32 protein-coding genes and 1 tRNA gene are annotated in these 26,060 nt (G+C 33.1%); 9 read left to right on the top strand and 24 right to left on the bottom strand.

Features of this window, described 5'->3' with window-relative positions:
* Positions 1-60 precede the first annotated feature (60 nt).
* The gene (locus NZ698_RS18410; protein ID WP_263004709.1) at positions 61-1,014 is read left to right on the top strand and encodes a DUF3810 domain-containing protein; all 954 of its coding nucleotides are present in this window, start codon (positions 61-63) and stop codon (positions 1,012-1,014) included.
* A gap of 685 nt (positions 1,015-1,699) precedes the next feature.
* Here the strand turns inward: NZ698_RS18410 and NZ698_RS18405 are convergent.
* The 7 genes from NZ698_RS18405 to greA form a co-directional block, all read right to left on the bottom strand.
* Positions 1,700-1,773 (bottom strand) — tRNA-Met (locus tag NZ698_RS18405).
* A gap of 44 nt (positions 1,774-1,817) precedes the next feature.
* Positions 1,818-3,104, bottom strand: a complete 1,287-nt coding sequence (locus NZ698_RS18400) for a TlpA family protein disulfide reductase (protein ID WP_263004708.1) — start codon at positions 3,102-3,104, stop codon at positions 1,818-1,820.
* Positions 3,105-3,165: 61 nt separating this feature from the next.
* Positions 3,166-3,327 (bottom strand): hypothetical protein, encoded by a 162-nt coding sequence (locus NZ698_RS18395; protein WP_263004707.1) that lies wholly within the window; start codon positions 3,325-3,327, stop codon positions 3,166-3,168.
* 53 nt (positions 3,328-3,380) lie between these two features.
* A complete protein-coding gene (locus NZ698_RS18390; protein WP_263004706.1) occupies positions 3,381-5,441 on the bottom strand; it encodes a T9SS type A sorting domain-containing protein in 2,061 nt (686 codons plus the stop codon).
* A 94-nt stretch (positions 5,442-5,535) separates the two neighbouring features.
* Positions 5,536-6,723, bottom strand: a complete 1,188-nt coding sequence (clpX, locus tag NZ698_RS18385; protein ID WP_263004705.1) for an ATP-dependent Clp protease ATP-binding subunit ClpX — start codon at positions 6,721-6,723, stop codon at positions 5,536-5,538.
* Positions 6,724-6,786: 63 nt separating this feature from the next.
* Positions 6,787-7,176: an HIT family protein gene (locus tag NZ698_RS18380; RefSeq protein WP_263004704.1), complete on the bottom strand. Its 390-nt coding sequence runs from the start codon at positions 7,174-7,176 to the stop codon at positions 6,787-6,789.
* Between the two features lie 31 nt (positions 7,177-7,207).
* The gene (greA, locus tag NZ698_RS18375; RefSeq protein ID WP_263004703.1) at positions 7,208-7,681 is read right to left on the bottom strand and encodes a transcription elongation factor GreA; all 474 of its coding nucleotides are present in this window, start codon (positions 7,679-7,681) and stop codon (positions 7,208-7,210) included.
* 108 nt (positions 7,682-7,789) lie between these two features.
* On the opposite strand from greA, the gene NZ698_RS18370 reads away from it, so the two are divergent.
* The 3 genes from NZ698_RS18370 to NZ698_RS18360 all read left to right on the top strand — a co-directional run bounded on the left by NZ698_RS18370 (position 7,790) and on the right by NZ698_RS18360 (position 9,786).
* Positions 7,790-8,242: a hypothetical protein gene (locus tag NZ698_RS18370; protein ID WP_263004702.1), complete on the top strand. Its 453-nt coding sequence runs from the start codon at positions 7,790-7,792 to the stop codon at positions 8,240-8,242.
* The gene (gene dtd, locus NZ698_RS18365; RefSeq protein ID WP_263004701.1) at positions 8,243-8,692 is read left to right on the top strand and encodes a D-aminoacyl-tRNA deacylase; all 450 of its coding nucleotides are present in this window, start codon (positions 8,243-8,245) and stop codon (positions 8,690-8,692) included. It begins immediately after the preceding gene.
* 227 nt (positions 8,693-8,919) lie between these two features.
* Positions 8,920-9,786 carry a hypothetical protein gene (locus NZ698_RS18360; protein ID WP_263004700.1) on the top strand — a complete coding sequence of 289 codons (867 nt, stop codon included), beginning with the start codon at positions 8,920-8,922 and terminating at the stop codon, positions 9,784-9,786.
* 71 nt (positions 9,787-9,857) lie between these two features.
* On the opposite strand, the gene NZ698_RS18355 is transcribed toward NZ698_RS18360, so the two are convergent.
* From NZ698_RS18355 to NZ698_RS18305, 11 genes are all read right to left on the bottom strand, one after another.
* A complete protein-coding gene (locus NZ698_RS18355; RefSeq protein ID WP_263004699.1) occupies positions 9,858-10,373 on the bottom strand; it encodes a hypothetical protein in 516 nt (171 codons plus the stop codon).
* Between the two features lie 98 nt (positions 10,374-10,471).
* Positions 10,472-11,014 carry a hypothetical protein gene (locus tag NZ698_RS18350; RefSeq protein WP_263004698.1) on the bottom strand — a complete coding sequence of 181 codons (543 nt, stop codon included), beginning with the start codon at positions 11,012-11,014 and terminating at the stop codon, positions 10,472-10,474.
* Between the two features lie 60 nt (positions 11,015-11,074).
* The gene (locus tag NZ698_RS18345; RefSeq protein ID WP_263004697.1) at positions 11,075-12,448 is read right to left on the bottom strand and encodes a DUF4153 domain-containing protein; all 1,374 of its coding nucleotides are present in this window, start codon (positions 12,446-12,448) and stop codon (positions 11,075-11,077) included.
* Between the two features lie 47 nt (positions 12,449-12,495).
* Entirely contained in the window at positions 12,496-12,981 is a 486-nt protein-coding gene (locus NZ698_RS18340; protein ID WP_263004696.1) for a Coq4 family protein, read from the bottom strand.
* 10 nt (positions 12,982-12,991) lie between these two features.
* Positions 12,992-13,378, bottom strand: a complete 387-nt coding sequence (locus tag NZ698_RS18335; RefSeq protein ID WP_263004695.1) for a hypothetical protein — start codon at positions 13,376-13,378, stop codon at positions 12,992-12,994.
* Between the two features lie 18 nt (positions 13,379-13,396).
* Positions 13,397-13,696 (bottom strand): hypothetical protein, encoded by a 300-nt coding sequence (locus NZ698_RS18330; protein WP_263004694.1) that lies wholly within the window; start codon positions 13,694-13,696, stop codon positions 13,397-13,399.
* Positions 13,697-13,706: 10 nt separating this feature from the next.
* The gene (locus NZ698_RS18325) at positions 13,707-14,546 is read right to left on the bottom strand and encodes a metallophosphoesterase (protein WP_263004693.1); all 840 of its coding nucleotides are present in this window, start codon (positions 14,544-14,546) and stop codon (positions 13,707-13,709) included.
* 67 nt (positions 14,547-14,613) lie between these two features.
* Positions 14,614-14,904 carry a hypothetical protein gene (locus tag NZ698_RS18320; RefSeq protein WP_263004692.1) on the bottom strand — a complete coding sequence of 97 codons (291 nt, stop codon included), beginning with the start codon at positions 14,902-14,904 and terminating at the stop codon, positions 14,614-14,616.
* Between the two features lie 66 nt (positions 14,905-14,970).
* Complete coding sequence (locus tag NZ698_RS18315; RefSeq protein ID WP_219242073.1) at positions 14,971-15,261, bottom strand: winged helix-turn-helix domain-containing protein; 291 nt, start codon at positions 15,259-15,261, stop codon at positions 14,971-14,973.
* Positions 15,262-15,313: 52 nt separating this feature from the next.
* On the bottom strand, positions 15,314-15,715 hold the full coding sequence (locus tag NZ698_RS18310; RefSeq protein WP_303649286.1) for a four helix bundle protein: 402 nt from the start codon (positions 15,713-15,715) through the stop codon (positions 15,314-15,316).
* Positions 15,716-15,823: 108 nt separating this feature from the next.
* On the bottom strand, positions 15,824-16,441 hold the full coding sequence (locus tag NZ698_RS18305) for a hypothetical protein (RefSeq protein ID WP_263004691.1): 618 nt from the start codon (positions 16,439-16,441) through the stop codon (positions 15,824-15,826).
* A 102-nt stretch (positions 16,442-16,543) separates the two neighbouring features.
* On the opposite strand from NZ698_RS18305, the gene NZ698_RS18300 reads away from it, so the two are divergent.
* Both NZ698_RS18300 and NZ698_RS18295 read left to right on the top strand, forming a co-directional pair.
* Positions 16,544-18,145: a class I SAM-dependent methyltransferase gene (locus tag NZ698_RS18300; RefSeq protein ID WP_263004690.1), complete on the top strand. Its 1,602-nt coding sequence runs from the start codon at positions 16,544-16,546 to the stop codon at positions 18,143-18,145.
* Between the two features lie 129 nt (positions 18,146-18,274).
* Entirely contained in the window at positions 18,275-18,820 is a 546-nt protein-coding gene (locus NZ698_RS18295; protein WP_263004689.1) for a GNAT family N-acetyltransferase, read from the top strand.
* Between the two features lie 75 nt (positions 18,821-18,895).
* Here the strand turns inward: NZ698_RS18295 and NZ698_RS18290 are convergent, their stop codons facing one another.
* Both NZ698_RS18290 and NZ698_RS18285 read right to left on the bottom strand, forming a co-directional pair.
* Positions 18,896-19,627 (bottom strand): hypothetical protein, encoded by a 732-nt coding sequence (locus tag NZ698_RS18290; RefSeq protein ID WP_263004688.1) that lies wholly within the window; start codon positions 19,625-19,627, stop codon positions 18,896-18,898.
* Between the two features lie 100 nt (positions 19,628-19,727).
* Positions 19,728-20,492, bottom strand: coding sequence for an enoyl-CoA hydratase/isomerase family protein (locus tag NZ698_RS18285; protein WP_263004687.1), 765 nt, complete (start codon positions 20,490-20,492; stop codon positions 19,728-19,730).
* A 280-nt stretch (positions 20,493-20,772) separates the two neighbouring features.
* Here NZ698_RS18285 and NZ698_RS18280 point away from each other — a divergent pair, with 280 nt between their 5' ends.
* From NZ698_RS18280 to NZ698_RS18270, 3 genes are read left to right on the top strand one after another with little or no spacing between them, the layout of a single operon-like run.
* Positions 20,773-21,393 carry a hypothetical protein gene (locus NZ698_RS18280; RefSeq protein WP_263004686.1) on the top strand — a complete coding sequence of 207 codons (621 nt, stop codon included), beginning with the start codon at positions 20,773-20,775 and terminating at the stop codon, positions 21,391-21,393.
* A 50-nt stretch (positions 21,394-21,443) separates the two neighbouring features.
* Positions 21,444-22,151 (top strand): sensor histidine kinase, encoded by a 708-nt coding sequence (locus NZ698_RS18275; protein ID WP_263004685.1) that lies wholly within the window; start codon positions 21,444-21,446, stop codon positions 22,149-22,151.
* Complete coding sequence (locus NZ698_RS18270) at positions 22,148-22,822, top strand: response regulator transcription factor (RefSeq protein WP_263004684.1); 675 nt, start codon at positions 22,148-22,150, stop codon at positions 22,820-22,822. The genes NZ698_RS18275 and NZ698_RS18270 overlap by 4 nt, the downstream gene beginning before the upstream one ends.
* A gap of 295 nt (positions 22,823-23,117) precedes the next feature.
* Here NZ698_RS18270 and NZ698_RS18265 read toward each other — a convergent pair whose 3' ends face one another.
* The 4 genes from NZ698_RS18265 to NZ698_RS18250 form a co-directional block, all read right to left on the bottom strand.
* Entirely contained in the window at positions 23,118-23,882 is a 765-nt protein-coding gene (locus NZ698_RS18265; RefSeq protein WP_263004683.1) for a methyltransferase domain-containing protein, read from the bottom strand.
* A gap of 3 nt (positions 23,883-23,885) precedes the next feature.
* Positions 23,886-24,599, bottom strand: coding sequence for an SMUG2 DNA glycosylase family protein (locus NZ698_RS18260; RefSeq protein ID WP_263004682.1), 714 nt, complete (start codon positions 24,597-24,599; stop codon positions 23,886-23,888).
* 1 nt (position 24,600) lies between these two features.
* Entirely contained in the window at positions 24,601-25,137 is a 537-nt protein-coding gene (locus NZ698_RS18255) for an SMI1/KNR4 family protein (protein WP_263004681.1), read from the bottom strand.
* A 171-nt stretch (positions 25,138-25,308) separates the two neighbouring features.
* Positions 25,309-26,019, bottom strand: coding sequence for an XAC2610-related protein (locus NZ698_RS18250; protein WP_263004680.1), 711 nt, complete (start codon positions 26,017-26,019; stop codon positions 25,309-25,311).
* Positions 26,020-26,060 lie beyond the last annotated feature (41 nt).

The raw sequence follows: 26,060 nt of genomic DNA, 5'->3' as shown, positions 1-26,060 counted from the left end.
TGGGCAACTATTTTAGTTGTCCAAATTCTTTTGTTCTTTACCTTTTCAAAGCTGACAATAATGGTTTCTGCGTTTGAGAGTTTTTTTGAAATTCAGAAGAATATCCATCAATTTTCATTTTCGTGGATTCCATTTTCGTTCGGAGACGTTCTTTATGTCTTTTTAGGAATTTCACTTTTATATTTTATTATTAAATCTTTCAAAAGGAAAACAAGAAATACATCTTTTCTTAAAATATTAATACTCGTTAATATTCTCTATTTCACTTATCAAATTTTTTGGGGAATGCTTTACTTTCAAAAACCCATTGTTTCCAAACTTCCCAAAACAGAAATTACAGTAGAAAAGAGAAAAAAATTAGCCTTAAAGTATTTGGAGAAATGTAAGCAGACGAGAATGCTTGTAAAAGAAAATCAGCAAGGCGTTTTCACTGTTTTAAATATCAGAAATATTCAGACTGAAATTTTGAGTCAGCAAACAAAACTACCTTCGTTTATTTCAAATAAAAAAGCTCTTAATATAAACGCTTTTAAACCCAGTTTATTTAAGAATGTAATGAGTTTTACCGGCATTTTGGGATATTACAATCCTTTTACCGCAGAGGCCCAATATAACTCCGAATTACCGTCATCTTATCTGCCTTTCACTTTAGCTCATGAAAGCTCACATCAGCTGGGTTTTGCCCGCGAACAAGAAGCTAACTTCATTGGGTATTTAATCGGTGTAAATTCAAGCAACATCGAACTCAAATACAGTACAGAATATTTTACTTTAAAAAGCCTTCTTAACTCGATAGTTTATGAAGATGAAGAGTTTGTAAAAGATATGCTTAAAAACTATTCTGCAGGAATGAAAAGAGACAGAGCAAACGAAAAGCAGTTTGTTTTTGAACATCAAGGATTGCTGGATGATTTTTTTGGTTTTACAAATAATCTTTTTCTCAAAAGCAATCAACAGGAAGGTTCTATAACTTATTCATATTTTATTGATTTATTAGTTCGTTACGAAAAGTAAAAAACAAAAAAAAAAGAATCGTATCAGAGATACGATTCTAAAAACACAAATGATGAAAAAAAATTTATTACCTTGACTTGTTCCCTCATTCAAGGCTTTGTAAAAATACAACAATATTTCTAATTTCAAAATCTATCACTACTTTTTTATTCAATTTTAAGAAAACTTTATGATTTTTTAAGTTTGAAATTTTCATTAATCCCTTAAAAATGATTTACTATTTGATGATAATTTTTACATATGCTTAAAAAATATAAAACAGAATAAAAATCTATTATTAATTTAATAAAAACAATGAGATATTGTTAAATTAAATTTTTGAATGAAAATCAAATATAAATTTTAAAAAAAGTTACAGATTAAATTGTTTTTAATTGCAATTTAAATGTTTATCGTCCAAATTGAGATAATAATTTCTACAATAAATCTCAATATTTCGTTAAGAAGCACCCATTTTCAGATTTCATGGAAATCGAAAGCTGAAAAAGTCTTTTTAATTTATATTTTAAAATCATTTAAAATGTATTCATTAGAATCTCGTCAAAATAAAACTTAAAGAAATTTTAATAGCATAATGACTTAGTGACTAAAAGATTTTAAAATTTTAAAGAGAAAATATCAGTATAAAATTTTTAACGTATAGTTTCTGAAATAATAAAACCCCTATAAAAATAGGGGTTTTCTGTAGCGAAGACGGGAATTGAACCCGTGACCTCAGGGTTATGAATCCTGCGCTCTAACCAACTGAGCTACCTCGCCGTTTTGGTGGTGCAAATATATAAAATATTTAACATTCACCAAAATTATTTTACATTTAAATCTGTCAAAACATCACCTACATGATCTGGTTTGCTGATAATCTTATTGTTAGCATCCAAAATAAAATACGTTGGCGTTGCATGAATATTGTAGGTATCAGAATAGGAGCTGTTCCAACCTTTCAATTCTGAGTCATTAATCCATGGAAAGGCCACAATTTTCTTAGTATATGAGTCTTTATCAATATCCAAAGAAAGCCCGATTATCTGAATATTTTTAGCTTTAAGTTCATTGTACTTCGCTAAAAGCTGTGGAAGCTCAGTTTCACAATGAGAGCATGTCGAAGACCAAAAAACAATTACTTTTTTATCAGCCTTTACATCTGCAATAGATTTCGCAGTTGTATTAACCGCTGATTGAAATTTGTAGTTGGGAAATGTCGCTCCAATTTCAACATTGGCATTTGCTTTCAATGTGGAAGCCAAACGATCTGTAATGGTACACTTAAGATTTTTTGCGAGAGTTAAATATTTAGTTTTAAATTCAGTCATTTCATAGACATCAAAAATATCTATTAATTCAGATAAAACCGTTTGTCCGCGTGGAGTTTCTACTTTCAGACGATCCAACAATTTATCTACCGATTGCGTTACATTTGTATTGCCACCATTATTAAGATAAGCAACTAAAATAGGTCTGATAAGTGAAGAAGATTCCAACATATCGTTAGATTTATCAAAGAAGTCTATAACCTCATCCTGATTTACTTTTTTCGCTGTGTCATCGGATAAGTATTTTGCATAATTGGTATTATAATAATATACAAAAGGATGTCTTGCCTGATCTACACTGTTTGTTGTACCGGAGAGTTTTCCTATTTCTGTGATAAGCGCCTTTCCAAAGTCTGTATTATCTCTATAGTATTCTTTAATCTGAGCCAATGCTGGAAGAATAAGTTCCTTTTTTTGAGAATTTTCCTGAATATTATTCATCAGTTGATTAGCCTCATCCTGATAGATTACATTTTTAATTTTGTTCTTTTCAGTTTCAAGTTTAATGTTTACATTTTTGTTCTCAGAAATAAAGCTTACATTATTGTTTGTATTCGGGAAATAAACTTTCATCATCCCGGAATAGCTTTTAGGATATTTAAAAGTCCACGAATTGTTTTTATTTTGTTCCTTGGTGACAATAATATCTTTAGAACCATTGAGTGTATATAAAATAGCCTCCTGCTCTTTAAAATCTGCAGGCACCTGAATATTAACAGAAAATTGTGCTTGCAGAGAGAATGTAAACAACATTCCCGATAATACGAATATCTTTTTCATAGTGTAAAAATAAAAAAACTCCCTGACTAATCAGAGAGTTTAAAATATTTTAATAAAATTTTTATATTTTTTGTGTCTTATACTTTTTAGCAAAATAAAAAATCATTAAAATTGCTGCTATTGCTAAGATATAGACATACGTGTCAATCGGTGAAGCGGGTCTTCCGTATCCATTACCTCCTACCCCACCTGGTTGTGGAAGTTCTTCAGCTTTGAAAAGCAAACAGAAGAATAATGTAACTATGTATAAAATTTTATTTCTCATAATCTGTGTGTTTATTTTATAACTTTCTTAACAACCTTTACTCCTTTCTCAGATTCGCATTCAACTAGATATGCTCCATTTTGAGAAATCGGCAGAATAAAATTACTTCTTGTACTTATATCTTTCTGAGTAAATATTTTACGTCCTGCCATGTCGTAAATCGTAACAGTTGCCTTGTTCCAAGATTTAGGGAAAATCACTTGGTGAGTATTAGATTTATCTTCATGCGCTATTACTAAACCATCGTCTTTTACAGTTTCGTTTGTAGCTAAAGTTCCACTATTTGGCTGTCCATAATACAATCCACTATTTACAGCGGTTGCTGGAACAACTTGATTATGGGATATCTGAATGTAAGTTCCCGGTGTTTGTTCAATATAAAAACTATTGTTGCCATTAACAAAAGTAGACTGACCGTTAGAAAGCTCAACAGCATCTTCTGCTAATTCGAATTTGAAAGAAGTAATCTGTGCCAAATCAGCATTCATCCTAATTTTCTTTCCTAAATAATCTACCTCATTTGCTTCGTTAATATATAACCAATACAATCCGTTTGCAACAGTATCTTCACCTCCTGAAGGAAGTTCTTCTCTTGTACTTAATACACCACTAAAAGCAGCAGCTTGAAGTTTTACATCATTTAGACGACCTGTTGATAAATTGCTACCTACAACATAATAAGTCCTCATCACTTCATCTCCATTAGTATTTAAACCTATAACACGAAGTTGTTTTAATGTACTTCCATTTTTAGCAGCTGTTACTGAATAAGGAGTTGCAGCAGCTCTTGTAGTAGACGCAAATCTTCTTAAATTATTAAAAATAATATTCTGATCAGAAGTATTATTTCTTAATTTAACAACAAATGCCTGCATAGGCTTAATAATAGCCCCTGTAAAATCTCCTGCCGGAGTTCCGTCTGTATTATAAGTTACAAACTTATATTGAGTTGATGATGTAGCACCTCCGTTACTCGTTACTACTCCAAGAGATTCATATCTTATACCACGAATGCTTGTAATTGTGTTACCATCATCACCATCACCAATTGTTCCCCCATTCTCATCATAACCAACTCTTGATAAATCTAAATTAGTTAAAAACGGATTTCCAAATTGGTATAAATTTCTTGCGTAGGTACCTGCTTCACCAACACCAGAAGTTCCATTGAAAAACCCCGGACTACTTGCCAAGTCAAAGGCATCTTGTACATAAGTTTTATATTGCTCATTATAAACACCATTGTTATTATTACCAGTTCCAACACCATATGCAATTGGAGTAGTCGGATTAGTATAACCTGCATTTCTCAAAGTATAATTCAATGGATTCGCAGTAGAAAGTAAAGTACCACTTGGATTATTGTTATCGCTGAAAGGAACACCTTTTATAGTATGTACAACCGCAGGATTCCAATTGGCAGCTCCTACAGCATAATATCTTGCAGCATTGTTATACAAAGTTGTTTGTATATCTGCAGCTGCTTTCGTTAATGTTGTTGTGGATGTATTAGGAATATTATGCATTAAAACTCTCTGATTTTCCCAATACCCGATAGAATTGGTATTTCGTAAATTAGAAAAACCACTAGTACCTAAGTCTGTTGACAAAAAGGTGTCATTTGCTTCACCAGCAACATATGTCCCAGAAAGCTTTTTACCATAAAATGGCAACGCCATTTGTTGGAATGTACCATTAGCAGTCGCTCTGTACTGTTTATCTACAATACCAGTTATATCTGCCTGACGAAAATTAGTAAGGTAAAGCTGACCGTAAGGAGAAGTTGCCGAAGCTGCATCATCATACAAAAGGTTAAAATTCCCACCATTAAGCTTAGCAGAAGTTCCATTTGCCTGAAATGTTTCGAATTTATCCGTAGTAGCACCAGCTACAATCATAATATTCCCATAGTTGTCAACTCTACCGGATCCAACCGTCTTCATACCACCACCATTGTACACTAACGTACCTGGTCTGACAGTCATTACAGCTGCATTGGCTACTGTAGTAAGTTGCGCCTTAGACTGGAAAAAGGAAACTAAAAGGGCAACAGCTAATAAATTTTTTTTCATTGTATAATATTTTTTGTGTTAATACAATCTTCACCTGCAAAGATATAACTTTTTTTCTAAAAAATCTGGTTAAATCATTTTTTCAATGTTAAAATCAATTCGTTATCAAAATATTATCCTCTTTTAGTATTATTTCTTCATCTTCTCCAATTGAGAACATATAGTCTTCCAAAACTTTTTCGGTGGTTCCTCTGAGTCCTCTTGCACCCAGTCCTTTTTCCATTGTTTCATCTACAATTTTCTCTACAGCGCTTTCTGTAAACACCAGTTTTGTCCCGTCCATCTTGAAAAGTTCGACAAATTGATTGGTAATTGAATTCTTTGGTTCAGTCATGATTCTTACCATTGTTTCCTTCGTCAATTTCTCCAGATAAGTGATGATTGGAAATCTACCAAGAAGTTCGGGAATTAATCCAAAAGAGCGAAGATCGATTGCATTAAGATTTGTTAATACATAATCATCTTCTCCCACTTTATTGATTTTTTCTGAACTAAAACCAATTGCTTGCTTATTCATCCTTCTCTCAATGATTTCTTTGATACCATCGAAAGCACCACCTGCAATAAACAGAATATTTTGTGTATTCACCTGAATATATTTCTGATCCGGATGTTTTCTGCCTCCTTGCGGCGGAACATTCACAATACTTCCTTCCAATAATTTCAACAAACCTTGCTGTACACCTTCTCCTGAGACATCTCGCGTGATACTCGGGTTGTCAGATTTTCTTGCAATTTTATCAATTTCATCAATAAAAACAATTCCTTTCTCTGCTTTTTCTACATCATAATCTGCTACCATCAAGAGTCTTGATAAAATACTTTCAACATCTTCCCCTACATATCCTGCTTCAGTCAAAATCGTTGCATCAACAATACAGAAAGGAACATTAAGTTCTTTAGCGATAGTTTTTGCCAGTAATGTTTTCCCGGTACCGGTTTCACCAATCATGATGATGTTGGATTTCTCAAGCTCTACGTCACGGTTTTCATCTTTTGCATGAAGCAATCTTTTATAATGATTATAAACAGCAATAGATAGTTGTTTTTTAGCCTGATCCTGACCAATAACGTACTGATCCAGAAATTCTTTTATTTGTTTTGGCTTTTTCAATTCATCGATAGTATCTGCAGGTGAATATCCCGCAGGAGACACACTGTCTTTCACGATAGAATGAGCCTGCTCTATACAGTTTTCGCATATAAATCCGTTTTGTCCGGAAACAAGCATTTGCACTTCATTTCTTTTCTTGCCACAGAAAGAACATTGGTTTGCATTCATTTTAGTTTAAATATAATTAAAGAAAATCGTAAAAAATTTCTTTTTTACGACGCTCTTGTTTTGTTAAGAATTAATTATTGAATTTTGAATTTCTGTATATTCTTCCACAGATAATTTCAGCCGTTCGTTTTTAAAGTTCATATCTTCAACCTTATTCAACGGGATAAGATGAATATGAGCATGAGGAACTTCAAGTCCTACTACTGCAACTCCCACTCTTACACAAGGAATAGCGTTTTTTACTTTTTTTGCAACATCCTGGGTAAAGCTCCAAAGTTTTTTATACTCTTCACTATCCAGATCAAAAATCAAATCGACTTCTTTTTTCGGAATCACCAAAGTATGACCTTTTACCAAAGGCATTGCATCCAAAAAAGCAATAAAATCATCGTTTTCTGCAATTTTATAAGCAGGAATTTCTCCGTTTATAATCTTTGTGAATATTGAACTCATTTTCTAATGATATGAATTATAAATTTTGGTTTTAATCAAGTGTGATTTCCAATACATTGAAAGACAACTTATTTCCGTTGGGTAAAACGATTTCTGCTGTTTCTCCGATTACTTTTCCTAATAAACCTTTTGCAATAGGAGTATTTACAGAAATTTTTCCTGTTTTCAGATCACTTTCGTTATCAGGAACCAGTTTGAAAACCTGCTCTTTTTTTGTATCATTATTCATCAATCTTACTGTTGTTAAGATTGAAACTTTTGAAGTATCAAGTTGAGTTTCATCAATCACTTTAGAAGTCGTAACAATATCTTTCAGTTTAGAAATTCTCATTTCCAACATTCCCTGTGCTTCTTTGGCTGCATCGTATTCTGCATTTTCAGACAAATCTCCTTTATCTCTTGCTTCTGCAATCTGTTGAGTAATTTTTGGTCTCTCTATCTTTTCCAATTGCTCAAGCTCGGCTTTCATTTTCTCTAATCCTTCCTTAGTTACATAGCTCGCCATAATTTTAAAATTTTGTTTTAGTATAAAAAAATAATCCGACATTTGTCGGACAATGTTTTTGCGCGTTAATCGTTATTGTTTTACAAATATATAAAAATTTATATTCTAATGAAAAAAACTTTCTCAATCATATCAATTTTCATCTTGTTGACTTTCAGTTTATTAAACCTAAACTCATGCAACACTCAAGATACCGTCAGTTGCTTCCCAAATGCTCCTGTCAACGTATCAATCAACCTAAATCTCCCTGCTTACAATAATTTGAATCAAACTGGCGGCTGGATTTATTTAAATTTAGAAGGCAGCACAGGAACAAGAGGTCTAATTGTTGTAAGAAGATCAGACACTCAATTTATGGCTTATGACAGAAATGCACCACACATTTGCCCTGACAATAACACAACTCTCGAGGTAAAAAACGGATTAAGCATAATTTGCCCTAAAGACAATGCAGAATGGTTATTATTAACCGGAGATCCAACTGCGGTTGCAAACGTTCCTCCGAAAACTTACCTTTATAATTATAACCCTGCAACAAAAGATTTAAATATTTATTATTAAATGAAAGCCGTTATTCAAAGAGTTTCTGAAGCAAGTGTAAAAGTTAACGGAATTACAGTTGGGGAAATCAAAAAAGGACTCATGCTCTTGATCGGAATCGACGAAAACGATGAAAAAGCAGATGCTGATTGGTTGATTCAAAAAATTTTAAATCTGCGAATTTTCGGAGACGAAAATGAAAAGCTCAATCTTTCTGTAAAAGATATTTTCGGAGAGATTCTCTGCATCAGTCAATTTACACTTATTGCCGATTACAAAAAAGGCAACCGTCCTTCTTTCATCAAAGCTGCAAAACCAGACAAAGCAATTCCTTTATTTGATTATTTTAAAAATGAAATTACAAAATCAGGATTAAAAGTCGAAAGCGGAATATTCGGAGCAGACATGAAAGTTTCATTAATAAATGACGGTCCGGTAACCATTGTTATGGATTCGATTACAAAAATCTAACACCTTAAGTCCTTTTTCGGGGAAAATTTCTTAGAATTCACATTGTTAAATGGTAAAATCGTATGATCATAGTCATATTTCACACATTAGTTACAAAAAGTAATAATTAGCATATATTTATCATAATTAATATTATGTAATAAATTCAATAAATATATTAGCGAATTTTTGAATTAACAATATTTTTTAGCTAAATTTAAAAAAACCAAAACTAAAATTTATTGACTATGAAAAATTATTATTTCATGCTAATTTTCCCATTTTTTGGATATAGCATCACTGCGCAAGTTGGAATCAACACAACCGATCCTCAAGCAACTTTACATGTTGAAAGAAGAACAGATCAAACCAAAGCTGACGGAATTATTCCACCGAGATTCACAGGAGACGAGCTAAGAGCCAAATCAGCCGCCTACGGAGCAGCGCAGAACGGAGCAATTGTTTATGTCACAGAATCTGTAACTGCTACAACTGATCCGAAAACCTCAGCAGTTTTAACTAAAGGGCTTTTTGTTTATGATGCTTTTGCGTCAAACGGAACAGGTACAGGTCTCTGGAACGTAATACAGGAAGGTCCCGCCACTCCTTCAACCGTAACTGGTGACGGAGTTTACGCAGCTAAATTTACAAGTGATTTCAGTCTTCTAGGCTTGACATTGATTAGTTCAGGACAAAGAAATTTCACATTTACACCAAACAATTCAACTGTGCCTTCCGTTGGTAACACTACCGTACAGGTTTCATCGTCTCAAATGGCGGCCGGTATTTATACGGTTCCATCTACTGGTATTTATCAAATTAATTATAGTTATAAAGAAGGTACCGGTTTGAATCTTGCAGTATTAACCTCTTCAGGAATAAATATCCGAAAAGCTCCATTAGGATCCAATACTTACACAATTTTGGATTCCAAAGGTTTCAGCGGGGCTAATCTTGTAGTATTAAGTTTAAGTTTAACACAATCACAGATTAGCCACCTTTACAGCCTAACTGCAGGTGATAAACTACAATTTGGCATTTCCAGAACAGGTATTGCTACTCTGGATCTTTTAAACACCGTAGAAGTAGATTTATCTATTTACAGAATCAAATAACATTACATTATCGATATATAAAAAAAAGCTTTCTCAAACTAAGAAAGCTTTTTTTAATTTATTAAAGTAATCTATCTTACCGGTACACTGCTGAAATTCAAAGCAACCTTCAGATTCATATCAGAAGACGTTTGATTTTTCAGTTCGTACACTGTTCTTACAGTTACACCTGTACTTTTAACAACTTCATCCAAATATCCGTTATCGCTATTTAAATCCAAATTTAAACTTGATGAACTTGACGAAATATCTGATCTTGATGCTACAAGTCTTTCATTAGTTCCAGTGGATGAAATGTAAACTTTTACAGATTTCAAAGCACTTAAATTTCCGCCTGTAGGAGAAACTACCGATATTTTTGCATCAGAAATTCTGACATCTTTGATCTGCGCATTGTTATTTCCGCCAAACCATGTCTGAACGTTTGTAGCTGTAGCAGTTGAAGAAACTTCCTTATTTGCAGGTACTCCTGTCGAAACCAAAACATTTGCCGTGTAAGGAAACGTATTCTGAATAACCGACTGAACGGTTCCGCAACTCACCAAAGCTGCTGAAGCTATGATGGCTGCTGAAAATATATTTTTCATAAGTAGATTTATTTTAATTGTCTCATGTTATCACATTGGCGATTCCATGATTATTCAATTAGATTGTAGAATTTTGAGTTGCAGAAATTATACCAAATCTATTCTACACTTACCGAAAAGCTTCCCGTTGTTTTTCCGTCTGCCATAAGATTTTTACCAATAATCAACCACACTTCGCCAGATTTTGGAACATCATAGGTAATCTCTCTCGAAAAAGGACCATCCATTTTACCGTCCGGAAGTTGTATTTGATTGAATCTTATATTAAAATCCTGCTGCTTGGTAGAAATTTTTGCAGTTATTTTTGGTTTACTGAAATTTGAAATTTTCAGAATCAGTTTGTCATGCTTTTCTGTGAATTCTTCACCAATTGTAAACGGAAGACGTTCTCCGTCCGCCAATCTTACAATTACCCTATCCTTTTCCTCCCTTGCAACACCTGTCCGTAAAACCTCTTTCGTTGCCGGCGCATTATTGATAACAGAATCTCTATGACCCTGATCAACAGAATCAAACCCTGAATTTTGAGCAGGCTGTTCGCTTACAATTACAGAATCTTTATTCGTAGTTTCAGAAACCGGAGCTTCTTTTTTACATGACAAAATCATTAACGGTATCAATAGTAAGACTGCTTTTTTCATAATAAAATAAATTTTGGTCTTAAATCACTTTTAATTTGGTTATCAAAGTGATCTTATATATTATTTTTGAATAGTTTCATAATAAAGGATCTTTGACAGGAGAGTTTCTGATCTTTCATTTTTCACTCTTTCCAAAATGTCTTTTTTCAGTTGGCTGTTTCCTTTATCTTCTGCATATTTCAACAAATATTTTTGACTGAAATTGATTGAAGTTAAATGATAATTGACAGCAAAATCTTTTCTTTTCATGTTCTGAGAAGTAATGATTCCGCCCCAATTGATATAACTGCAAACCAAAATTGTTCCATAAAAAAACCAGCTCATTGAGTTAATCAGATAAGCATTCGTTTTTTTACCTTGAATTTTAATGAATGTAAGAATCAAGCCAATCAGCGATAAAGTAAGAAAAGCATAAACACCCATTTTTTTATAGGTCAAGCCCATATTCATTATATATTCAGTGTTTTTTACAGACGCTGAAACAATTAAAATGACATTTAGCAAAATCCAGATTTTAGCCAATATTTTTAATGGTCCTGCTTTTTTATCAAAGTTAAAACCACCTTTAAAATAAAGCATAATTACAAGAATCGCCATAATAATTGATAAAATGACAACATTTACCCGTTCGTGAGTTTCTTCTCCCAACTGAATGGTTGTTTTAGGAACTTCTATAAATTGCTCGTAATTGAAAGTAAAAATAAATACAAGTAACAAGACATTTAAGCAAAAAAGAGAAATCACGCCGCTCATTCTTTCAGAATTTAAATCTAAAAAAGAATAAGTCGGCTTCTGAATTTTATCTTTCTCTGTAAATTCATTTTCGAGAATATGATTTTGTTTGTAAATTAGTTTTTCAACCGAATAATTCCAAAAGTTGAACGCAATGAAAAATCCTAAAATAGTGATTGCTAATAGTTGCCAGAAATTAAGATCTAGTTCATAATCGCTGAAAACACTTGCAAAATGATCACTTCCGGCAGAATAAATTCCGAAGAAAATAGAAATCAAAATCAATGGAATCAATATAAATGCTAAAGTTTTCTGCCAAAGTCCCGAAGTATTTGTTTTCGGAATCCAGGAATCAAAATTGAAAAACCGACAGATAAAAGTAAAGCAGTTGACTACAAAAACAGGAATCAATAAAAGAGTTTTCATTCTTCTGTTTTTTGAACGATAAGACAGCAATAAAAGTGAAATTACAACCGCTAACAATGAAGGGAAATCCCCATACCAAGCAAAAGCTATACTTGAAAGTACACTTGTCACCAGAAGAATCAGAAAAGTTTTTGTTCTGTTTTTTTCAGGAGTTTTGAAAAGCGTTAACAAAGAATAGGCAATTCCTAAAATACCGAGATTGAGACCAACGTTTTCATCATAAAATAAGATAATGAATAAAGCGGTTGTAAGAAATATATAATGATGTGTTTTCATGAGTTTTGAGATTAAGGTTGAGCTTAAGGCTAGGGTTGAGGTTGAGGTTAATAGAAGACTTTAGTTTCTTTGTTTCTGAAAAAGTCTTTGAGATGTTCAAAATTCTGCCACAGAAGTTCTTCAAAATTGATATGATAAAACGCTCTCATATTCTGACCTTTTTTGTAGGCGTTGATGTACATTTTGTAATATTCGGGGAGAATCACAATTCCTAAACCTATCGCAGCGAGAAGATGAGCATTCATTTTTCCGTTTCCCAAAAGGAGAAACTGCATGGCGATCTCGTCTTCAAAGTTGGTTCCGCAATCTGTTATAAGATGATGCACATCGTGATTTTCCATTTTGGGAATCATTGTAAAACCGTGGCGTTTGTAAAACTCACCCAATTTTCTTCCCAAAGAATCTTCCTGAAATTCCAGCAATTGCTTTTCATTAAACTGCCATTGTCTTTTTTTCTTTTTGAAATATTTTCTGTAGAGTTTCTGAGTTTTGTCGTAAACGAACAGCAGAAATTTGACGCGTACTTTTTTCATAGTTTATGTATTAATAAAATTCTAAAAAATATAATATGAGAAGCCACAATGGCGCTAAAAATGGTAAAGAAACAGAAGACCCGAATCCTAAATTGAATAGATTTTTCCGAAAGTCATTTGTATTTTCCTTATTATAATTAAGGTCGCGTGTAACACCTAAAGAATAAAATAAATTGGCAAAAACAATCATTATCAAATAGCCTATCCCCTGGAAAACAATTGTAAATAATGTAATATCAAAATCTTCATCATAAGGCATTATAAGATTCACACCAACAATCACATAAAGGATAAATGCGATAATTCCCGATAAAATTAATCCTAAACTATAGATACCTCTCTTATCACTCCACCATTCTTTAATTTCTAATTTTGTCAGATTTGAAGATGAGCTCATATTGTATGTTTTAAATAATTAAAATCCCATTAGAGAAATTCCTATATAGAAATATAAAATTGCGATGGGAATATTGATGCAGATAATTAATGATGCTTTCATACAAATTTTAAATTGAGATGTATCAGCTAACCCATAAGTGATCAATCCTAGGATGAGTAATAGATTAATGATTGTTCCAAAAATTACAAGAAGATACCCAGCAACTGCGAATTGATCATTTTTAGAAATCAAATAACCGAAGAGACAGATGTTTCCCAATATGAATGGAATCCAAAAGAAGAATTTACCTATTGAAAGAATGTTTTCGTTTTTCATATTAATAGTTTTAAGCTTGAGTTAAAGTAAAAACCGCAATCTCCGGGCGCACCATAAATCTCACCTGAAACGAATGTCCTATTGCACGGTTAATGTAGAGCATTCTTCCGTCTCCCAGATCGATTTCGCCTGAGACATATTTTTTGTTATTGACAGGAAGAATAGGTGTAATCACTCCCGGAATTCTGCATTGTCCGCCGTGAGTATGTCCGCTGAGAATCCAGCCTTGGTAACCGTTCCAGACATCTTTATCACAAACATCGGGATTATGACAAAGGACAAGGTTGGCTTTTGAAGCATCATAATCTTTCATCACTTCCATCGGATCAAAGTTGGGTGACCAAAGATCATCGAAGCCGATTATATTCAAACCATGTGATTCTATTTGTTGATTTTTGAGCATCGTAACACCAGAATTTTCAAGAATTTCGCAAATCGTTTCTGAAGAACCAAGATCTTTCCAGTTTTTTCCGTAATCGTGATTTCCGAGAATTCCGAAAGTTCCCAACTTCCCGTAGATTGCTTTTTTCATTACCTTTCCAAGACTTTCGTGATCTTCCGGAGTTCCATGATTGACGAAATCTCCAGTGTAAACCACAAAATCAGGGTTAAATTGTTGCGCTTTCTGAAAAGATTCGATCAAAAAATTCCAGTCAAAACGGTTTCCGACATGCAAATCTGAAATCTGCATCAGAATTTTCCCGTCCAATTCTTCAGGTAAATTTTTGATGGGAAGTTTTTTTTCGACAAATTCTACCCAGAAAGGTTCAACTTGCCATGAATACAAAATGGGTAAAGCTCCGACCGCAGAGAGCTGTAATAGCCGCTTAAGGAAATGTTTTCTGGTCATTTAGTAAATCTATTTTAGTGAAATTTGAATTTTAAAATCTCGCAGATTTAAGGGATTAGGCAGATTCTTAATTTCCAGCGAAAGGAGTTCCGAATAGACCGACCGCTAATTCTACCCAAGTAAGAATAAGTAACAAAACAATTGCTGCACTTATCAAAATCTTATAAGTTTTGTTTTTGACAATTCTCTGGATCAAATCAATCAGAAAAGCAGTTCCAAATAATAGAACCGCAGCGATTCCAAAATCACTTGCCGACCAATCAAATTCCTTAGAAACAACATTTCCTATTAGTGGAATGCATAGTAAAACTGCAGGGGCAGCATAAATGAACGTCGTTTTTTGTTTTTGTGTCATCATAATTTTTATATTTTAATTTATTAAAGTACTTTGCAATTCAAAGTTAATTTTCAAAAAAATATAGTTTTATCTTCCTATTAATTTTTCTAATGCGTCTAAATGCTGTGTGAAAGCAATTCTTCCGGATTGCGTCACCCTGTACGAAGTCTTTGGTTTTTTTCCGACAAATTCTTTTTTAACTTCGATATAATTGGCTTTTTCCAAAGCATTGCTGTGACTTGCCATATTCCCATCTGTGATTTCCAGCAAACTTTTCATTTCAGAAAAATCAACCCAATCGTTCACCATAAGAACGGACATAATGCCCAATCTTACACGGCTTTCGAATTCTTTATTGAGTTGACTGATGTTAATCATTACAAGTTTGATTTGTTATACAGTTAATCAGTTTTTTAGTTATTTAAACTGATTAATTTTTTTGTTGAGTGTTTGTTGCTTTGTTATTATAATAATTTTTCATGTTTTTAGCATAACCGCTTATTAGTTTTGAAACTTCTTCACAGCACAATTCTAGTTCCAAATATTTTTCTAAACTGATATACGATAAATCTTTAGCCAAAATTAAATAGTATTTTACCTCTTCTAAAGAACCGTCTGAATGTGAAAGAAAATTCAATTTATTTGCTAACGTTTTCTTTTTAAATCCTTCAGCGATATTTGCAGGAACGGAAACTGCTGCTCTCCTAATCTGGCTCGTCAATGCATAAGTTTCTTCTTTCGGAAATTGAGAGGTTACCTTATAAATACATAAGACAAGTTCATGAGATTTTTGCCAAACAATCAAATATTTAAAAGAAATTATAGTACTCATATATTTTAAAAACTAACTAACTAACTAACTAACTAACTAACTAACTAACTAACTAACTAACTAACTAACTAACTAACTAACTAACTAACTAACTAACTAACTAACTAACTATTTATACTTCTTATGCATAATCAAACCATATACAATGTGCAAAACCCCAAAACCGATTGTCCATGCAACCAATCCCCATCCTAGAAAAAGGAAGGAAAGTAATCCCAAAACAATCTGACAATATCCTAAATATTTTATGTCTGTCAAAGTATATCTTTCTGCACTTACCAAGGCCAATCCGTAGAAAATCAATGTTGCAGGTGCTACCAAAACAAATAGATGATGATAAAGCAATACGAGACAAAATAATCCACCCGTTACCAAAGGAACTGCGAATGTTATTAAAAGCCTTTTCGTGGTTGCATCCCAGATTTTCAATCCTTTCTTTTTGCTTTTGTTGGCAGTAAGAATATATCCGCTTAAAATTGCAACTACCAAAATAACGGCTCCGATTAGAACAAGTTCACTCACCAGTTCTTTACCGAAAATATTTCTGTCGCCGTCAAAATAATCAATTCCTTCTCTTTGGAAAACAAAATAGACATAAACCGCTCCGATAATTGCAGCCAATCCCGCAACAACACCGGACAAACCACTTAATGAAATAAAACGTGAAGATCGCTCCATCATAGAACGGATGTGTAATAAGTCTTCGCGATAGTTTTTCGATTCCATATAAAAGAACTTTGAATTGCAAAGTTATATTTTATTTTCAAATAGCAAAACTTTTCTTCAAATAATTTGTTCAAATTGTTAACTTTAGAAAAAACATATATCATGGATAAAGAACTTTTGCGCTCAGAAATTTTCAGGCATTTAGATGGTGTTGTAACCGCTCCTGTTGTCATTTCATTCTTGAAAAAAGAAATTATAGCTTTCATTATTGAACGTAAAAACATTTCTCTGACTGAACTTACTGAAGAGTTTAAAGCAAATGAAGGCTACTTGAATGTAGCAATTCGGACATTGGCTTCGCAAGGTTTTTTAAATTATCAAGTAGAAAATCAGAAAGACGAAATTTTAGTTTCGACAAATAAAAACACTCAATTGCTTCAAAAATACAGTCCGCTTTATCTAAAAGTAATTCCTTTTCTGAAGCTCTCTACGGATATTAAAAATCAAATTACGCAAAATTCTTTCATTGAAGAATTTACACAATTGAGCGATTCCATCAGAAATAATTTTGGAATTCAATTTTCTGAAGATTTGGAAGAAAAAAATGTTCAGGAGCAAATTTTAAAACATATTGAAGGCTGCATGATTGGTCCGGTTATCGTTTATCTGGGAATGACAGGAATGTTTCACAAATATTTTATGGAAACTTCTTTTCAAGCAGCAGAATTTCATAAAAACTCAGAGAATTTTGAGGTGATTTTAGATTTTCTTACTTATTTAGGATGGTTTAAAAAAACCGGAGACAATTATAAATTTACCGAAACAGGAATTTATTTTGCCAAAAGAGCCGCATCTTACGGAGTTACAGTTTCCTATCTTCCGTTATTAAATAAAATGGATGAACTTCTGTTTGGAAATCCTTCAAAAATAAGAGAAATTTCGGAAGGTGAAGATGAAATTCATGTAGACAGAGCGATGAATGTTTGGGGAAGTGGCGGATCACATTCCAATTATTTTAAAGTGGCCAATGATTTTATCATTCAGATTTTTAACCAGCCTATTCATCTGCAACCGAAAGGAGTTCTTGATATGGGTTGCGGAAACGGAGCGTTTATTCAGCATATCTTTGAAACCATTGAAAGGTACACTTTGCGCGGGAAAATGCTTGAAGAACATCCCTTATTTTTAGTGGGTGCAGATTACAATCAGGCTGCGTTGAAAGTAACAAGAGCCAATCTCATCAACAATGACATTTGGGCGAAAGTAATTTGGGGAGATATTGGAAATCCTCAACAATTGGCAGAAGATTTAAAAGAAAATTATGAGATTGACCTTTCAGATTTACTGAATATCAGAACTTTCCTCGATCACAACAGAGTCTGGAAAGCTCCTGAAAACAGCCAGTCAGAAAGAATCAGCACTTCAACCGGAGCATTTGCGTATCGTGGAAAAAGACTTCCTAACAACCTCGTGGAAGAAAGTTTAAAAGAACATCTTGAACTTTGGCTTCCGTACATCAGAAAAAACGGACTTTTAATTATTGAACTCCATTCTTTAGACTCAAAACTTACGAGCCAAAATTTAGGGAAAACTCCTGCAACGGCTTATGAAGCGACGCACGGATTTTCGGATCAATATATTCTAGAAGTCGATGTTTTCAAAAAAATCTGCTTAGAAACTGGATTGAATATTGATAAGGAACTATTCAGAAAATTCCCGAATTCTGAGTTGGCAACTGTATCTATTAATTTACTTAAAAAATAAAAAACTTACCGCAAAAGAAACAAATGATTTAATTACAATTTAAGGTTCAAAAGTGAGCAAAATAAAACCTTTTCCATTTTGGGAACTCTCAAAATTGTTGTGGCTTCAGTGGTGAAAATTTAAATTAAAATGACATTCGAAACAATAGAAACCGACCGTTTAATTCTTCAAAAAATGGATTCAAAAACAATGAATCAAATTTTTGAAACGAAAAGCGAAAACGAGATTAAAAATATATTGGGTATTACAAGTGAAGAGGAATTCGCCCGACATAAAAAAATTTATCAGTATGGCTATGAGTCTTACAACCAAAAAATGATGAATTTCAAAATTATTCATAAACAGAGTTCACAGGTCATTGGGAATTGTGGTTTTCATACCTGGAATCCTCAACATTGTCGTGCGGAAATTGGTTATGATTTGAACTCTGATGAATTTAAAAATAAAGGTTATATGAAAGAAACGCTCAAAAAAGTAATCGAGTTTGGCTTTCGCGAAATGAAACTCAACAGAATTGAAGCCTTGATTGACGAAAACAACACGCCATCAAGAAAATTGCTAGATCATTTTGGCTTTACCAAAGAAGGAATTGTGCGTGGACATTATTTAGTTGATGGAATTTTTGAAGATTCTGTTTTATATTCTTTATTAAAATACGAATACGAAAGGAAATAGTGAAATCATTTTTATTCCAAAAAAACCATTCTGAAATCCAGAATGGCTTTTTTGTGATCTGATGTAGTTTGGTTTTTAGTTTTTAAGTTTAGTTCCAGAAATTTCAAATGGGAAACTTACTCTTTGTCCGCCGTCATCCAGATTCACCCATGTAGAACTAGCCACTACAAACTGCTGTGCATTGTTTACTTTGGATGCATCATGAGGGAACTGCGGGTAGAAATGAGTTCCGGTAGAAGTTTTGGAACCCCATTTGATCCAATAGGTTCCGGCGGTAAGATTAAGATCCGGCGCATTTATTTTCATTTTATAAATTTTTCTGGTCGTATTATCTGTCTGACCTTGAAGAATTCTGTACCACTTGGTTTCTTCGGATGAGGCGTATCGGTTGGAAGTTGTGTCGCCATAGACTTTCACAGCTCCTGCAACAGAAGGATCAGATGAATAAATTTCAAAATAAAACTCGCTTATCGGTAATGATGCACCAGAAAAACCGGTTTGGTACGCATAGAAATAAAAATTCTGTATGTTCCATTTTTCACCCGCAGGAACCTGAAAATCGTCTGCAAGCATACGATCAGTGATTGTTCCGTTTAATCCCCAAGTGCTTTGTGGCGCTTTTACTTCGCTCCAGTTATATCCTGCCGGAACACTTGTTCCTGCAACAGAAGTAGTTCCTGTACTCATCCCCGTCACAGCACTGTAAGTAAATGCTTCAGGTTGTGGTACAGCTTCGTCATCGTCATTTTTACAGCTAAAAACTAAAGTTGCGACTGTCATAAGACATAAAAAAAATCTTGCTTTCATAATAAAAAGTTTTATAAATTATTTGATTACAAAACTACTTTACCCGAAAGCAAGATCTTAAAGGGAAAACACCCTTTTTATACAGTGCCTTTTCCTTATTTTACTTTGCTCGCAATCTTTCTTTGATTGCCTCGATGTTTTTCTTTGCAGAATCTTCAAGGATCAAACTTGCACTCATGTGGATTCTTGCAGGCATCAATTCATTAAAATACTCTGTACCTTCCCAGGAAACTTTTTTGATTAAAGCTAAAGCGTCTTCACTTCTTGAAGCCAATGTACACAGGAACTTTTCAAGTTTTGAATCCATCTCAGTTATGTTTTCTGAAACTGAGTGATAGATATTATGTTGCTCTGCCCAATCTGCCGATCTGAAATCTGCATCGATTGCCATTGCAGAAAACTGAGATTTTCCGATTTTTCTTTCAACATAAGGTCCGATTACGAAAGGTCCGATTCCCAGATTGATTTCAGTTAAAGCTAAAGCCGAATCTTTGGTTGCAAAACAATAATCTGCTCCACAAGCCAATCCTACTCCACCTCCTGTTGTTTTTCCTTGAACTCTTACAACTACAATTTTGCCGCAGTTTCTCATAGCATTGAGAACTTTAGCAAAACCTCCGAAGAATTTTGTGGAAGCTTCAAGTTCTTCGATTGCTAACAATTCGTCGAAACTTGCACCTGCACAGAACGCTTTTTCGCCCTCACTTTTTACTAAGATCGCTTTTACTTCTTTTTTGGCACCTTCATCTAAAATGGTTTGAGCCAATTTTTCAAGAATTTCACCTGGAAGAGCATTGCTTTTTTGAGTTCCGAATGTGATCTCGGCAATATTGTTTTTAATTTCTGATGTTACAAAATCGTTCATTCTTTTTTTAAATATAGTTTGAGATTTATTTATTACAAAAATAGTTTAATCTGATTAATTACCGTTTATTTTACCGTTTATGATTTAATTAGAATAACGAGTTATTATTGAAATTTTTATTAAAATTGCATTAAAACAACATTAATTTAGTAAAAAACACTGACTATAATTTTGATGAAGCCGTTTATTTCTATAATTTTATAGATAAATCAAAAGTATATGAATCGTTTACAATGCGGATTTACATATACCTTTGATTATCAAACAACAACACTTCTTTATGAAGATTTTTTTCTACTCATCCATTTATCTAAGCTATGTTTTTCTTTTGATTGCCTCAATTTTTGGCATTCTGAAGTACAAAAAACTGCATACCTATGAAAAATGGTATGTTTACTATTTGATTTACACTTTTCTGATCGAAGCTTCTGTCACGATCTCAGTAGATTTTTTTGACGCAAAAGAGACAAACTCAATCTATCCCTTTTACATTGGCGGAATTTTTTCTATCCTGACTTTTTTATTTATTAAAAAATTAAATCTTCCAAAATTTTTATCGATACTTATTCCGATGCTTGGAATTTTATATCTGATCGTACAAGTTTTCCTGACAGACCTGAATCATGACCATGTAAAGGTGGTTTCCAATATCATAATTTTTGTGCTTGCCGGAATTTCTTTGCTTCAGGAAATTAGAAAAACAAATTCAGACGACCGTTTTATTGCCGTTGATGCCTTGATATTTTTGTATTATGCTGTTTCGGCTTTTATTTTTATCCTGCACAATCAGTTGGGAAATATGGTTGCAGAACACGCTTATCTTATTTGGGGAATCAATAATATGCTGACCTGCGTTTTATATACATCATTTATTTATACATTTTCAAAATTAAAGAAGTAAGCTTAAATATCGTTTTTTTTATTATTTTAATTATCGCTTTGGTCATAATTATGGCTTTCGTATTGTTGGCTTACAAGCTTTTTACAGACCGCATTATTAAAGAAAAAAACAGGCAGCACGAGTTAGAAATTCAGCATCAGAAAAATCTTGCTCTGGAAGGAACTCTCATACAGGAAGAAGAACGAAAAAGAATGGCCGTCTTGATACATGATGATATCGGAAACCGGCTTAATATTCTTTCTTTATGGATTCATAATCTAGACGCAGAAAACAAAGTAGCAGCTGAAAAAATCATTTCAAAGCAGATTTCCGAACTGATCGATTCGGCCAGAAGTATCTCTCACTCACTTTATCCTGTAAATCTTGAGAAGCTTGGACTCCTTTTATATATTGAAGAATTGATCACGAACCTCTCACAAACGATAAAAATAAATTTAAATGTAAATTCAGAATACCGGAAAAAAGATGTCTTTACTGAAGTTCAGCTTTACAGAATTATTCAGGAATTTACAACCAACGTAATCAAACATTCTACCGCAACAGAAATTACGATTTACATCAAAGATAATCCTGAAAATCTTGCAGTAATTATCAAAGATAACGGAAATGGCTTCATTTATGATGAGATGAACAGAGGAATGGGCATTAAAAATATAGAATCTCGCCTGCAATCGCTTGACGCCAATTATAAATGGAAAAATACAATCGGAAAAAGAACTCAACTCATTATTAAAATTCAGCAAAAAACAATCTCATGATTACCAATATTGCCATCGTAGACGACGAAGAGCTGATTCTGGAAGGTGTGAAAATGCTGCTTTCTATGGAGAAGAGCATTTCTGTAACCATCACATCCAATAATGGGAACGATTTTCTGGAAAATTTAACTAAAATTACTCGTGAAGAATTTCCTCACATTGCTTTGGTTGACATTCAGATGCAGCCAATGGACGGTTTTGAATTGGTAGAAATTCTGAGAGAAAAATATCCTGAACTAAAAATCATCATCCTTTCTTCCCATTACAAAAGCAGCGTTTTGGGATATATGGTGAAATTAGGAGTTTCTGCATTTCTTCCTAAAAATTCGAACAAAAAAACTTTTATAGAAGCTATAACTCAGGTTCATAAAAACGGTATTTATTTTACTACCGAAGATCACAATATGTTATTATCGTACCTCAATGACACTCAAAAAAACAAAGGGTTGTTTGAAACCGGAGATGAACTTTCTGACCGTGAAAAAGAAGTTGTGAAGCTAATCTGTAAAGAACTCACCAATCAGGAAATTGCCGAAAAACTTTCTCTCAGCCCAAGAACCATTGAAAGTCACCGTCAGAGAATTTTAGATAAAATCGGTGCCAAAAACACTGTCGGACTCGTTATTTTTGCAGTTGTGAACGGAATCTACGATCTTCCTTTGAAGCTTTAATTTAATTTGATCAAAATTAACATTACGTATAAATACTGAATGCCCAATTTGGTATTTTATACTGATCTTTTATCACGGTAAAAATTGTTTCTTTGTGATATGATTAAGTAAAACTAAGTGATGAGAGTAATGTTTAATCATAATTTGCAGATTAGAAATTGACGAAGATTTCCGGTCTGCCGACAAAACTATCAGCCATGAAAACTTAAGAAAATAGTTTTCATATTATGATTCTATGACATGAATGATTAAACCTTTGAACTCCCTCAAAGGTTTTTATTTTTTCTAAAGAAATTTATTTTTTCCCATAAAGTAACAAACGCTTAAAAGCATAAATTGCCGGGAATCTCCTGAAATGTTCGCCAATTCTTTTCTTGTATTCTGAAATGAACTTCTTTTTATCTTCTTCATTCAATCTTTCCAAATAAGGAATTAAGGCTGAACCCGAAATAAACTGAAAAAGCTTTTCAGCATCGTCTGCAATAATTGGATATATTCTTACAGAGATATTCAAATCTTTTAATCCTGCATCAAACATTATCTGAGCATATTCATCCGTACTCAAAACCGGTGACACTCGGTTCCAGTTTTGAAGTTGTGTTTTGAATGGCTCTTCCGAAGCGAGTTTAAATAAAATCTGATTCAGAGTATTGTCTGATTGTACCGGCATTTGTACGGCAAACTGTCCGTTCTCGCTCAACATTGATAATAATTTTGGAAACAAAATTTGATGATCATCTGACCATTGTAGAGCGGCATTGCTAAAAATCAAATCAAATTTTTCTTCTGATTTAATAACATCTTCAACAGCGATTTTATTAAAATGAAGTCTCGCATTCTGAAACTGATCGGCTTCAGCAAGCATTTCCGCAGAAGAATCTATTCCTAGAAAATCGGCATTTTCAAATCTTTCAGATAAGATGTGAGTTTGTTCGCCAGTTCCGCATCCAATATCGATTGCTTTTGTCAGATTTTCAGATGAAATTAAATTCATCAAATCAAAGAATGGCTGATAACGGATATTTTTAAATTGATTGTAGATTTCTGGATTCCAAGGCATGATTTAAATTTTAATTAATTGAATGATCAGATTTTTCAACGCTAAAATATATTTATCAACATACAAATCTTTTTCTTTCGATTTATATTGCTGAATATATCTTGGATGTTCCAAAACCGTCATTTTACCAAATAATTTTGCTTCAGAATTTAATTTAGAAATAAAATCCGCATTTTTCTTGCCGAGAACAAAAACTTCAGAAACATCAAGACCTAAACTGATATGTTTTCGTAATGATTCTATCATAAAATCTTTCACATCATTAAATAGCGACTTGTCATCATAATAATTGGCATTGACCCAATTGCCTTTTGATTTCCTGATAATTGCCAAAGGAAATGGTGAATTGATGTAAAAATTTTTGTAAAATAGATCAGCTCCGCCGTAAGCTGCGATCATATCGTATATAAAAACGGAAGAAATTTCGTGCGTGTGAGCAGATTTCATTGTTATTCCGCAAACGCTTTCAAGTCTTTTAGTATCGGTAAAAGGAACTCCAGTAACTCCTGCTCCGTGACGACTCGGATTGATACCGATCATGAATCTTCTCTGATGATAGTCGTCGTAATATTTCTGATAAAACTTCTGCATCACTTCTATCGTTTCAGGATTGTTTAGATAGGGATTCAGAACCAGAAAGTCTATGGGTAGCTTCCCTGAATAATGTAGATTCTTATTAAAGTCAACTACCTTATCAGCAAAGGTTTTTCGAAACATACTACTCTGTCTCGAATTCTTCTTCGGCTTTTAAATTTTTAACGAAGGTTTCGAAATCTTTAGCCAAAAAAGTTTTCTTAAAATCATTTTCCTGATCTACATGTACAATTTCCGGCTCACCATCTTTACCGCAGTTTGAATAGTCGAACAAAACCATATCATGTCCCGCTGAAGGGCAGTCTGCAAAATACACTCCGATTGCAGGGTATCCCCATTCGTCAATCATAAACTTGCTGCCTCGTTCGCCGCAAAGAGAATAAATTCTTTCTCTTCCAATTCCCATAATTCCCGTGATCGCAACATGGTCATCTGCCCAGGAATTTGCTTCATTAGTAGGAAAAATTGATTTATTTGCCAATCCCCCATTCTGCGATTTCATCAGTTGTATGTAAGAGCCCGGAAGTTTGTAACCAAGTTCTTTTTCAACAGAATCAATCATTTCATCATCAGGAATATCCCCAATATAATCTCTTGCAGAATAGCTGCACTCACTCCAAAAACCTTTGAAGTCGAAATCCTTAAAAAATTCTTTTTCCATAATATTTTGTTTAAAAAAGAAGCAATATAAACTTCCCCCCAAATATCAATAATTTATTTGATTAAATCACTCCAAATTGTTTAAAAGATGTGTGAATTATTTTAAAAAAAGTTTAATAATTTATTCAAGAAATAAAATCTGTATCTTCAGTTTAAGAGATAATTTTTTAAATCATTTTTCTAATGGTTTGTAATTTGAATATCCGGAATAGAAATTTTCATCGTTACCGTCAAATTTTCTCTCTTCAATTACTTTAAATTTTCCTGATGAATCTCTTTCTTCTACCAATATTTTATCTGAAACATCAACTCTTGCAAATTCAATTAAAGAATCTTTTTTGATTTTAAGAAATAGCGTTGTCGTAGATCCTGTCAGAATAAGAGAATTAACACAGTTCAATTTGGAATTAAAACTCAAATTGGGATAATCATCAGAATTTTTAATATGAATAAAATCCTTATTTTCAGGATTATAAATAAACAATGTCTTAATAACATTACCTCCTCTTGCTGCAATTCCGCTTTCATATAAGAAGTCTTTATATCCGTCGTTGTTAAAATCTGAAATTTCAGCGTCGATGCCAGTAACTCCATCTTTATCAAAATAAAACCTGTTAGTTTGTTTCCATACATTCCCAGTATTTTTTTGCTTTTTAAAATTCCAAACACTGTCTTGTTTATAAAAATTCAGAATAATCAGATTGTCTTCTGTACCGTCATTTCGAAAATTCTCAATCTCAACTTTGGTTTTTCCTTTCAAACCCACATTTAAGCTGTCAACAAACGTTTCTTCCGAGAAATAAGCATTTGTCTTTTGTTCATTGTTTTTCGTACAGGAAAAAACCACAAGCATAATTACAATAGAAATAACTAAAATCTTCATATTTAAATATACTAAAAATCCCTTTCAACAAAAGCTAAAAG

Origin of the sequence: Chryseobacterium edaphi (genome assembly GCF_025628985.1) — a bacterium.
Taxonomy (GTDB): Bacteria; Bacteroidota; Bacteroidia; order Flavobacteriales; family Weeksellaceae; genus Chryseobacterium; species Chryseobacterium edaphi.
The sequence above is the reverse complement of the archived record's forward strand: the minus strand, read 5'-3'. Positions and strand labels throughout refer to the sequence as shown.

What these genes read in the sequence shown, in the direction of transcription:
- NZ698_RS18275 (WP_263004685.1), top strand. Translation starts at nt 21,444, where the DNA reads ATGGCTTTCGTATTGTTGGCTTACAAGCTTTTTACAGACCGCATTATT.
- greA (WP_263004703.1), bottom strand. Translation starts at nt 7,681, where the DNA reads ATGGCGAGCTATGTAACTAAGGAAGGATTAGAGAAAATGAAAGCCGAG.
- NZ698_RS18345 (WP_263004697.1), bottom strand. Translation starts at nt 12,448, where the DNA reads ATGAAAACACATCATTATATATTTCTTACAACCGCTTTATTCATTATC.
- NZ698_RS18255 (WP_263004681.1), bottom strand. Translation starts at nt 25,137, where the DNA reads ATGGAAAAAGAATTTTTTAAGGATTTCGACTTCAAAGGTTTTTGGAGT.
- NZ698_RS18250 (WP_263004680.1), bottom strand. Translation starts at nt 26,019, where the DNA reads ATGAAGATTTTAGTTATTTCTATTGTAATTATGCTTGTGGTTTTTTCC.
- clpX (WP_263004705.1), bottom strand. Translation starts at nt 6,723, where the DNA reads ATGAATGCAAACCAATGTTCTTTCTGTGGCAAGAAAAGAAATGAAGTG.
- NZ698_RS18280 (WP_263004686.1), top strand. Translation starts at nt 20,773, where the DNA reads ATGAAGATTTTTTTCTACTCATCCATTTATCTAAGCTATGTTTTTCTT.
- NZ698_RS18335 (WP_263004695.1), bottom strand. Translation starts at nt 13,378, where the DNA reads ATGAGCTCATCTTCAAATCTGACAAAATTAGAAATTAAAGAATGGTGG.
- NZ698_RS18320 (WP_263004692.1), bottom strand. Translation starts at nt 14,904, where the DNA reads ATGATGACACAAAAACAAAAAACGACGTTCATTTATGCTGCCCCTGCA.
- NZ698_RS18325 (WP_263004693.1), bottom strand. Translation starts at nt 14,546, where the DNA reads ATGACCAGAAAACATTTCCTTAAGCGGCTATTACAGCTCTCTGCGGTC.
- NZ698_RS18315 (WP_219242073.1), bottom strand. Translation starts at nt 15,261, where the DNA reads ATGATTAACATCAGTCAACTCAATAAAGAATTCGAAAGCCGTGTAAGA.
- dtd (WP_263004701.1), top strand. Translation starts at nt 8,243, where the DNA reads ATGAAAGCCGTTATTCAAAGAGTTTCTGAAGCAAGTGTAAAAGTTAAC.
- NZ698_RS18305 (WP_263004691.1), bottom strand. Translation starts at nt 16,441, where the DNA reads ATGGAATCGAAAAACTATCGCGAAGACTTATTACACATCCGTTCTATG.
- NZ698_RS18360 (WP_263004700.1), top strand. Translation starts at nt 8,920, where the DNA reads ATGAAAAATTATTATTTCATGCTAATTTTCCCATTTTTTGGATATAGC.
- NZ698_RS18350 (WP_263004698.1), bottom strand. Translation starts at nt 11,014, where the DNA reads ATGAAAAAAGCAGTCTTACTATTGATACCGTTAATGATTTTGTCATGT.
- NZ698_RS18370 (WP_263004702.1), top strand. Translation starts at nt 7,790, where the DNA reads ATGAAAAAAACTTTCTCAATCATATCAATTTTCATCTTGTTGACTTTC.
- NZ698_RS18290 (WP_263004688.1), bottom strand. Translation starts at nt 19,627, where the DNA reads ATGAAAGCAAGATTTTTTTTATGTCTTATGACAGTCGCAACTTTAGTT.
- NZ698_RS18300 (WP_263004690.1), top strand. Translation starts at nt 16,544, where the DNA reads ATGGATAAAGAACTTTTGCGCTCAGAAATTTTCAGGCATTTAGATGGT.
- NZ698_RS18310 (WP_303649286.1), bottom strand. Translation starts at nt 15,715, where the DNA reads ATGAGTACTATAATTTCTTTTAAATATTTGATTGTTTGGCAAAAATCT.
- NZ698_RS18410 (WP_263004709.1), top strand. Translation starts at nt 61, where the DNA reads ATGGTTTCTGCGTTTGAGAGTTTTTTTGAAATTCAGAAGAATATCCAT.
- NZ698_RS18380 (WP_263004704.1), bottom strand. Translation starts at nt 7,176, where the DNA reads ATGAGTTCAATATTCACAAAGATTATAAACGGAGAAATTCCTGCTTAT.
- NZ698_RS18265 (WP_263004683.1), bottom strand. Translation starts at nt 23,882, where the DNA reads ATGCCTTGGAATCCAGAAATCTACAATCAATTTAAAAATATCCGTTAT.
- NZ698_RS18285 (WP_263004687.1), bottom strand. Translation starts at nt 20,492, where the DNA reads ATGAACGATTTTGTAACATCAGAAATTAAAAACAATATTGCCGAGATC.
- NZ698_RS18400 (WP_263004708.1), bottom strand. Translation starts at nt 3,104, where the DNA reads ATGAAAAAGATATTCGTATTATCGGGAATGTTGTTTACATTCTCTCTG.
- NZ698_RS18330 (WP_263004694.1), bottom strand. Translation starts at nt 13,696, where the DNA reads ATGAAAAACGAAAACATTCTTTCAATAGGTAAATTCTTCTTTTGGATT.
- NZ698_RS18295 (WP_263004689.1), top strand. Translation starts at nt 18,275, where the DNA reads ATGACATTCGAAACAATAGAAACCGACCGTTTAATTCTTCAAAAAATG.
- NZ698_RS18390 (WP_263004706.1), bottom strand. Translation starts at nt 5,441, where the DNA reads ATGAAAAAAAATTTATTAGCTGTTGCCCTTTTAGTTTCCTTTTTCCAG.
- NZ698_RS18270 (WP_263004684.1), top strand. Translation starts at nt 22,148, where the DNA reads ATGATTACCAATATTGCCATCGTAGACGACGAAGAGCTGATTCTGGAA.
- NZ698_RS18355 (WP_263004699.1), bottom strand. Translation starts at nt 10,373, where the DNA reads ATGAAAAATATATTTTCAGCAGCCATCATAGCTTCAGCAGCTTTGGTG.
- NZ698_RS18340 (WP_263004696.1), bottom strand. Translation starts at nt 12,981, where the DNA reads ATGAAAAAAGTACGCGTCAAATTTCTGCTGTTCGTTTACGACAAAACT.
- NZ698_RS18260 (WP_263004682.1), bottom strand. Translation starts at nt 24,599, where the DNA reads ATGTTTCGAAAAACCTTTGCTGATAAGGTAGTTGACTTTAATAAGAAT.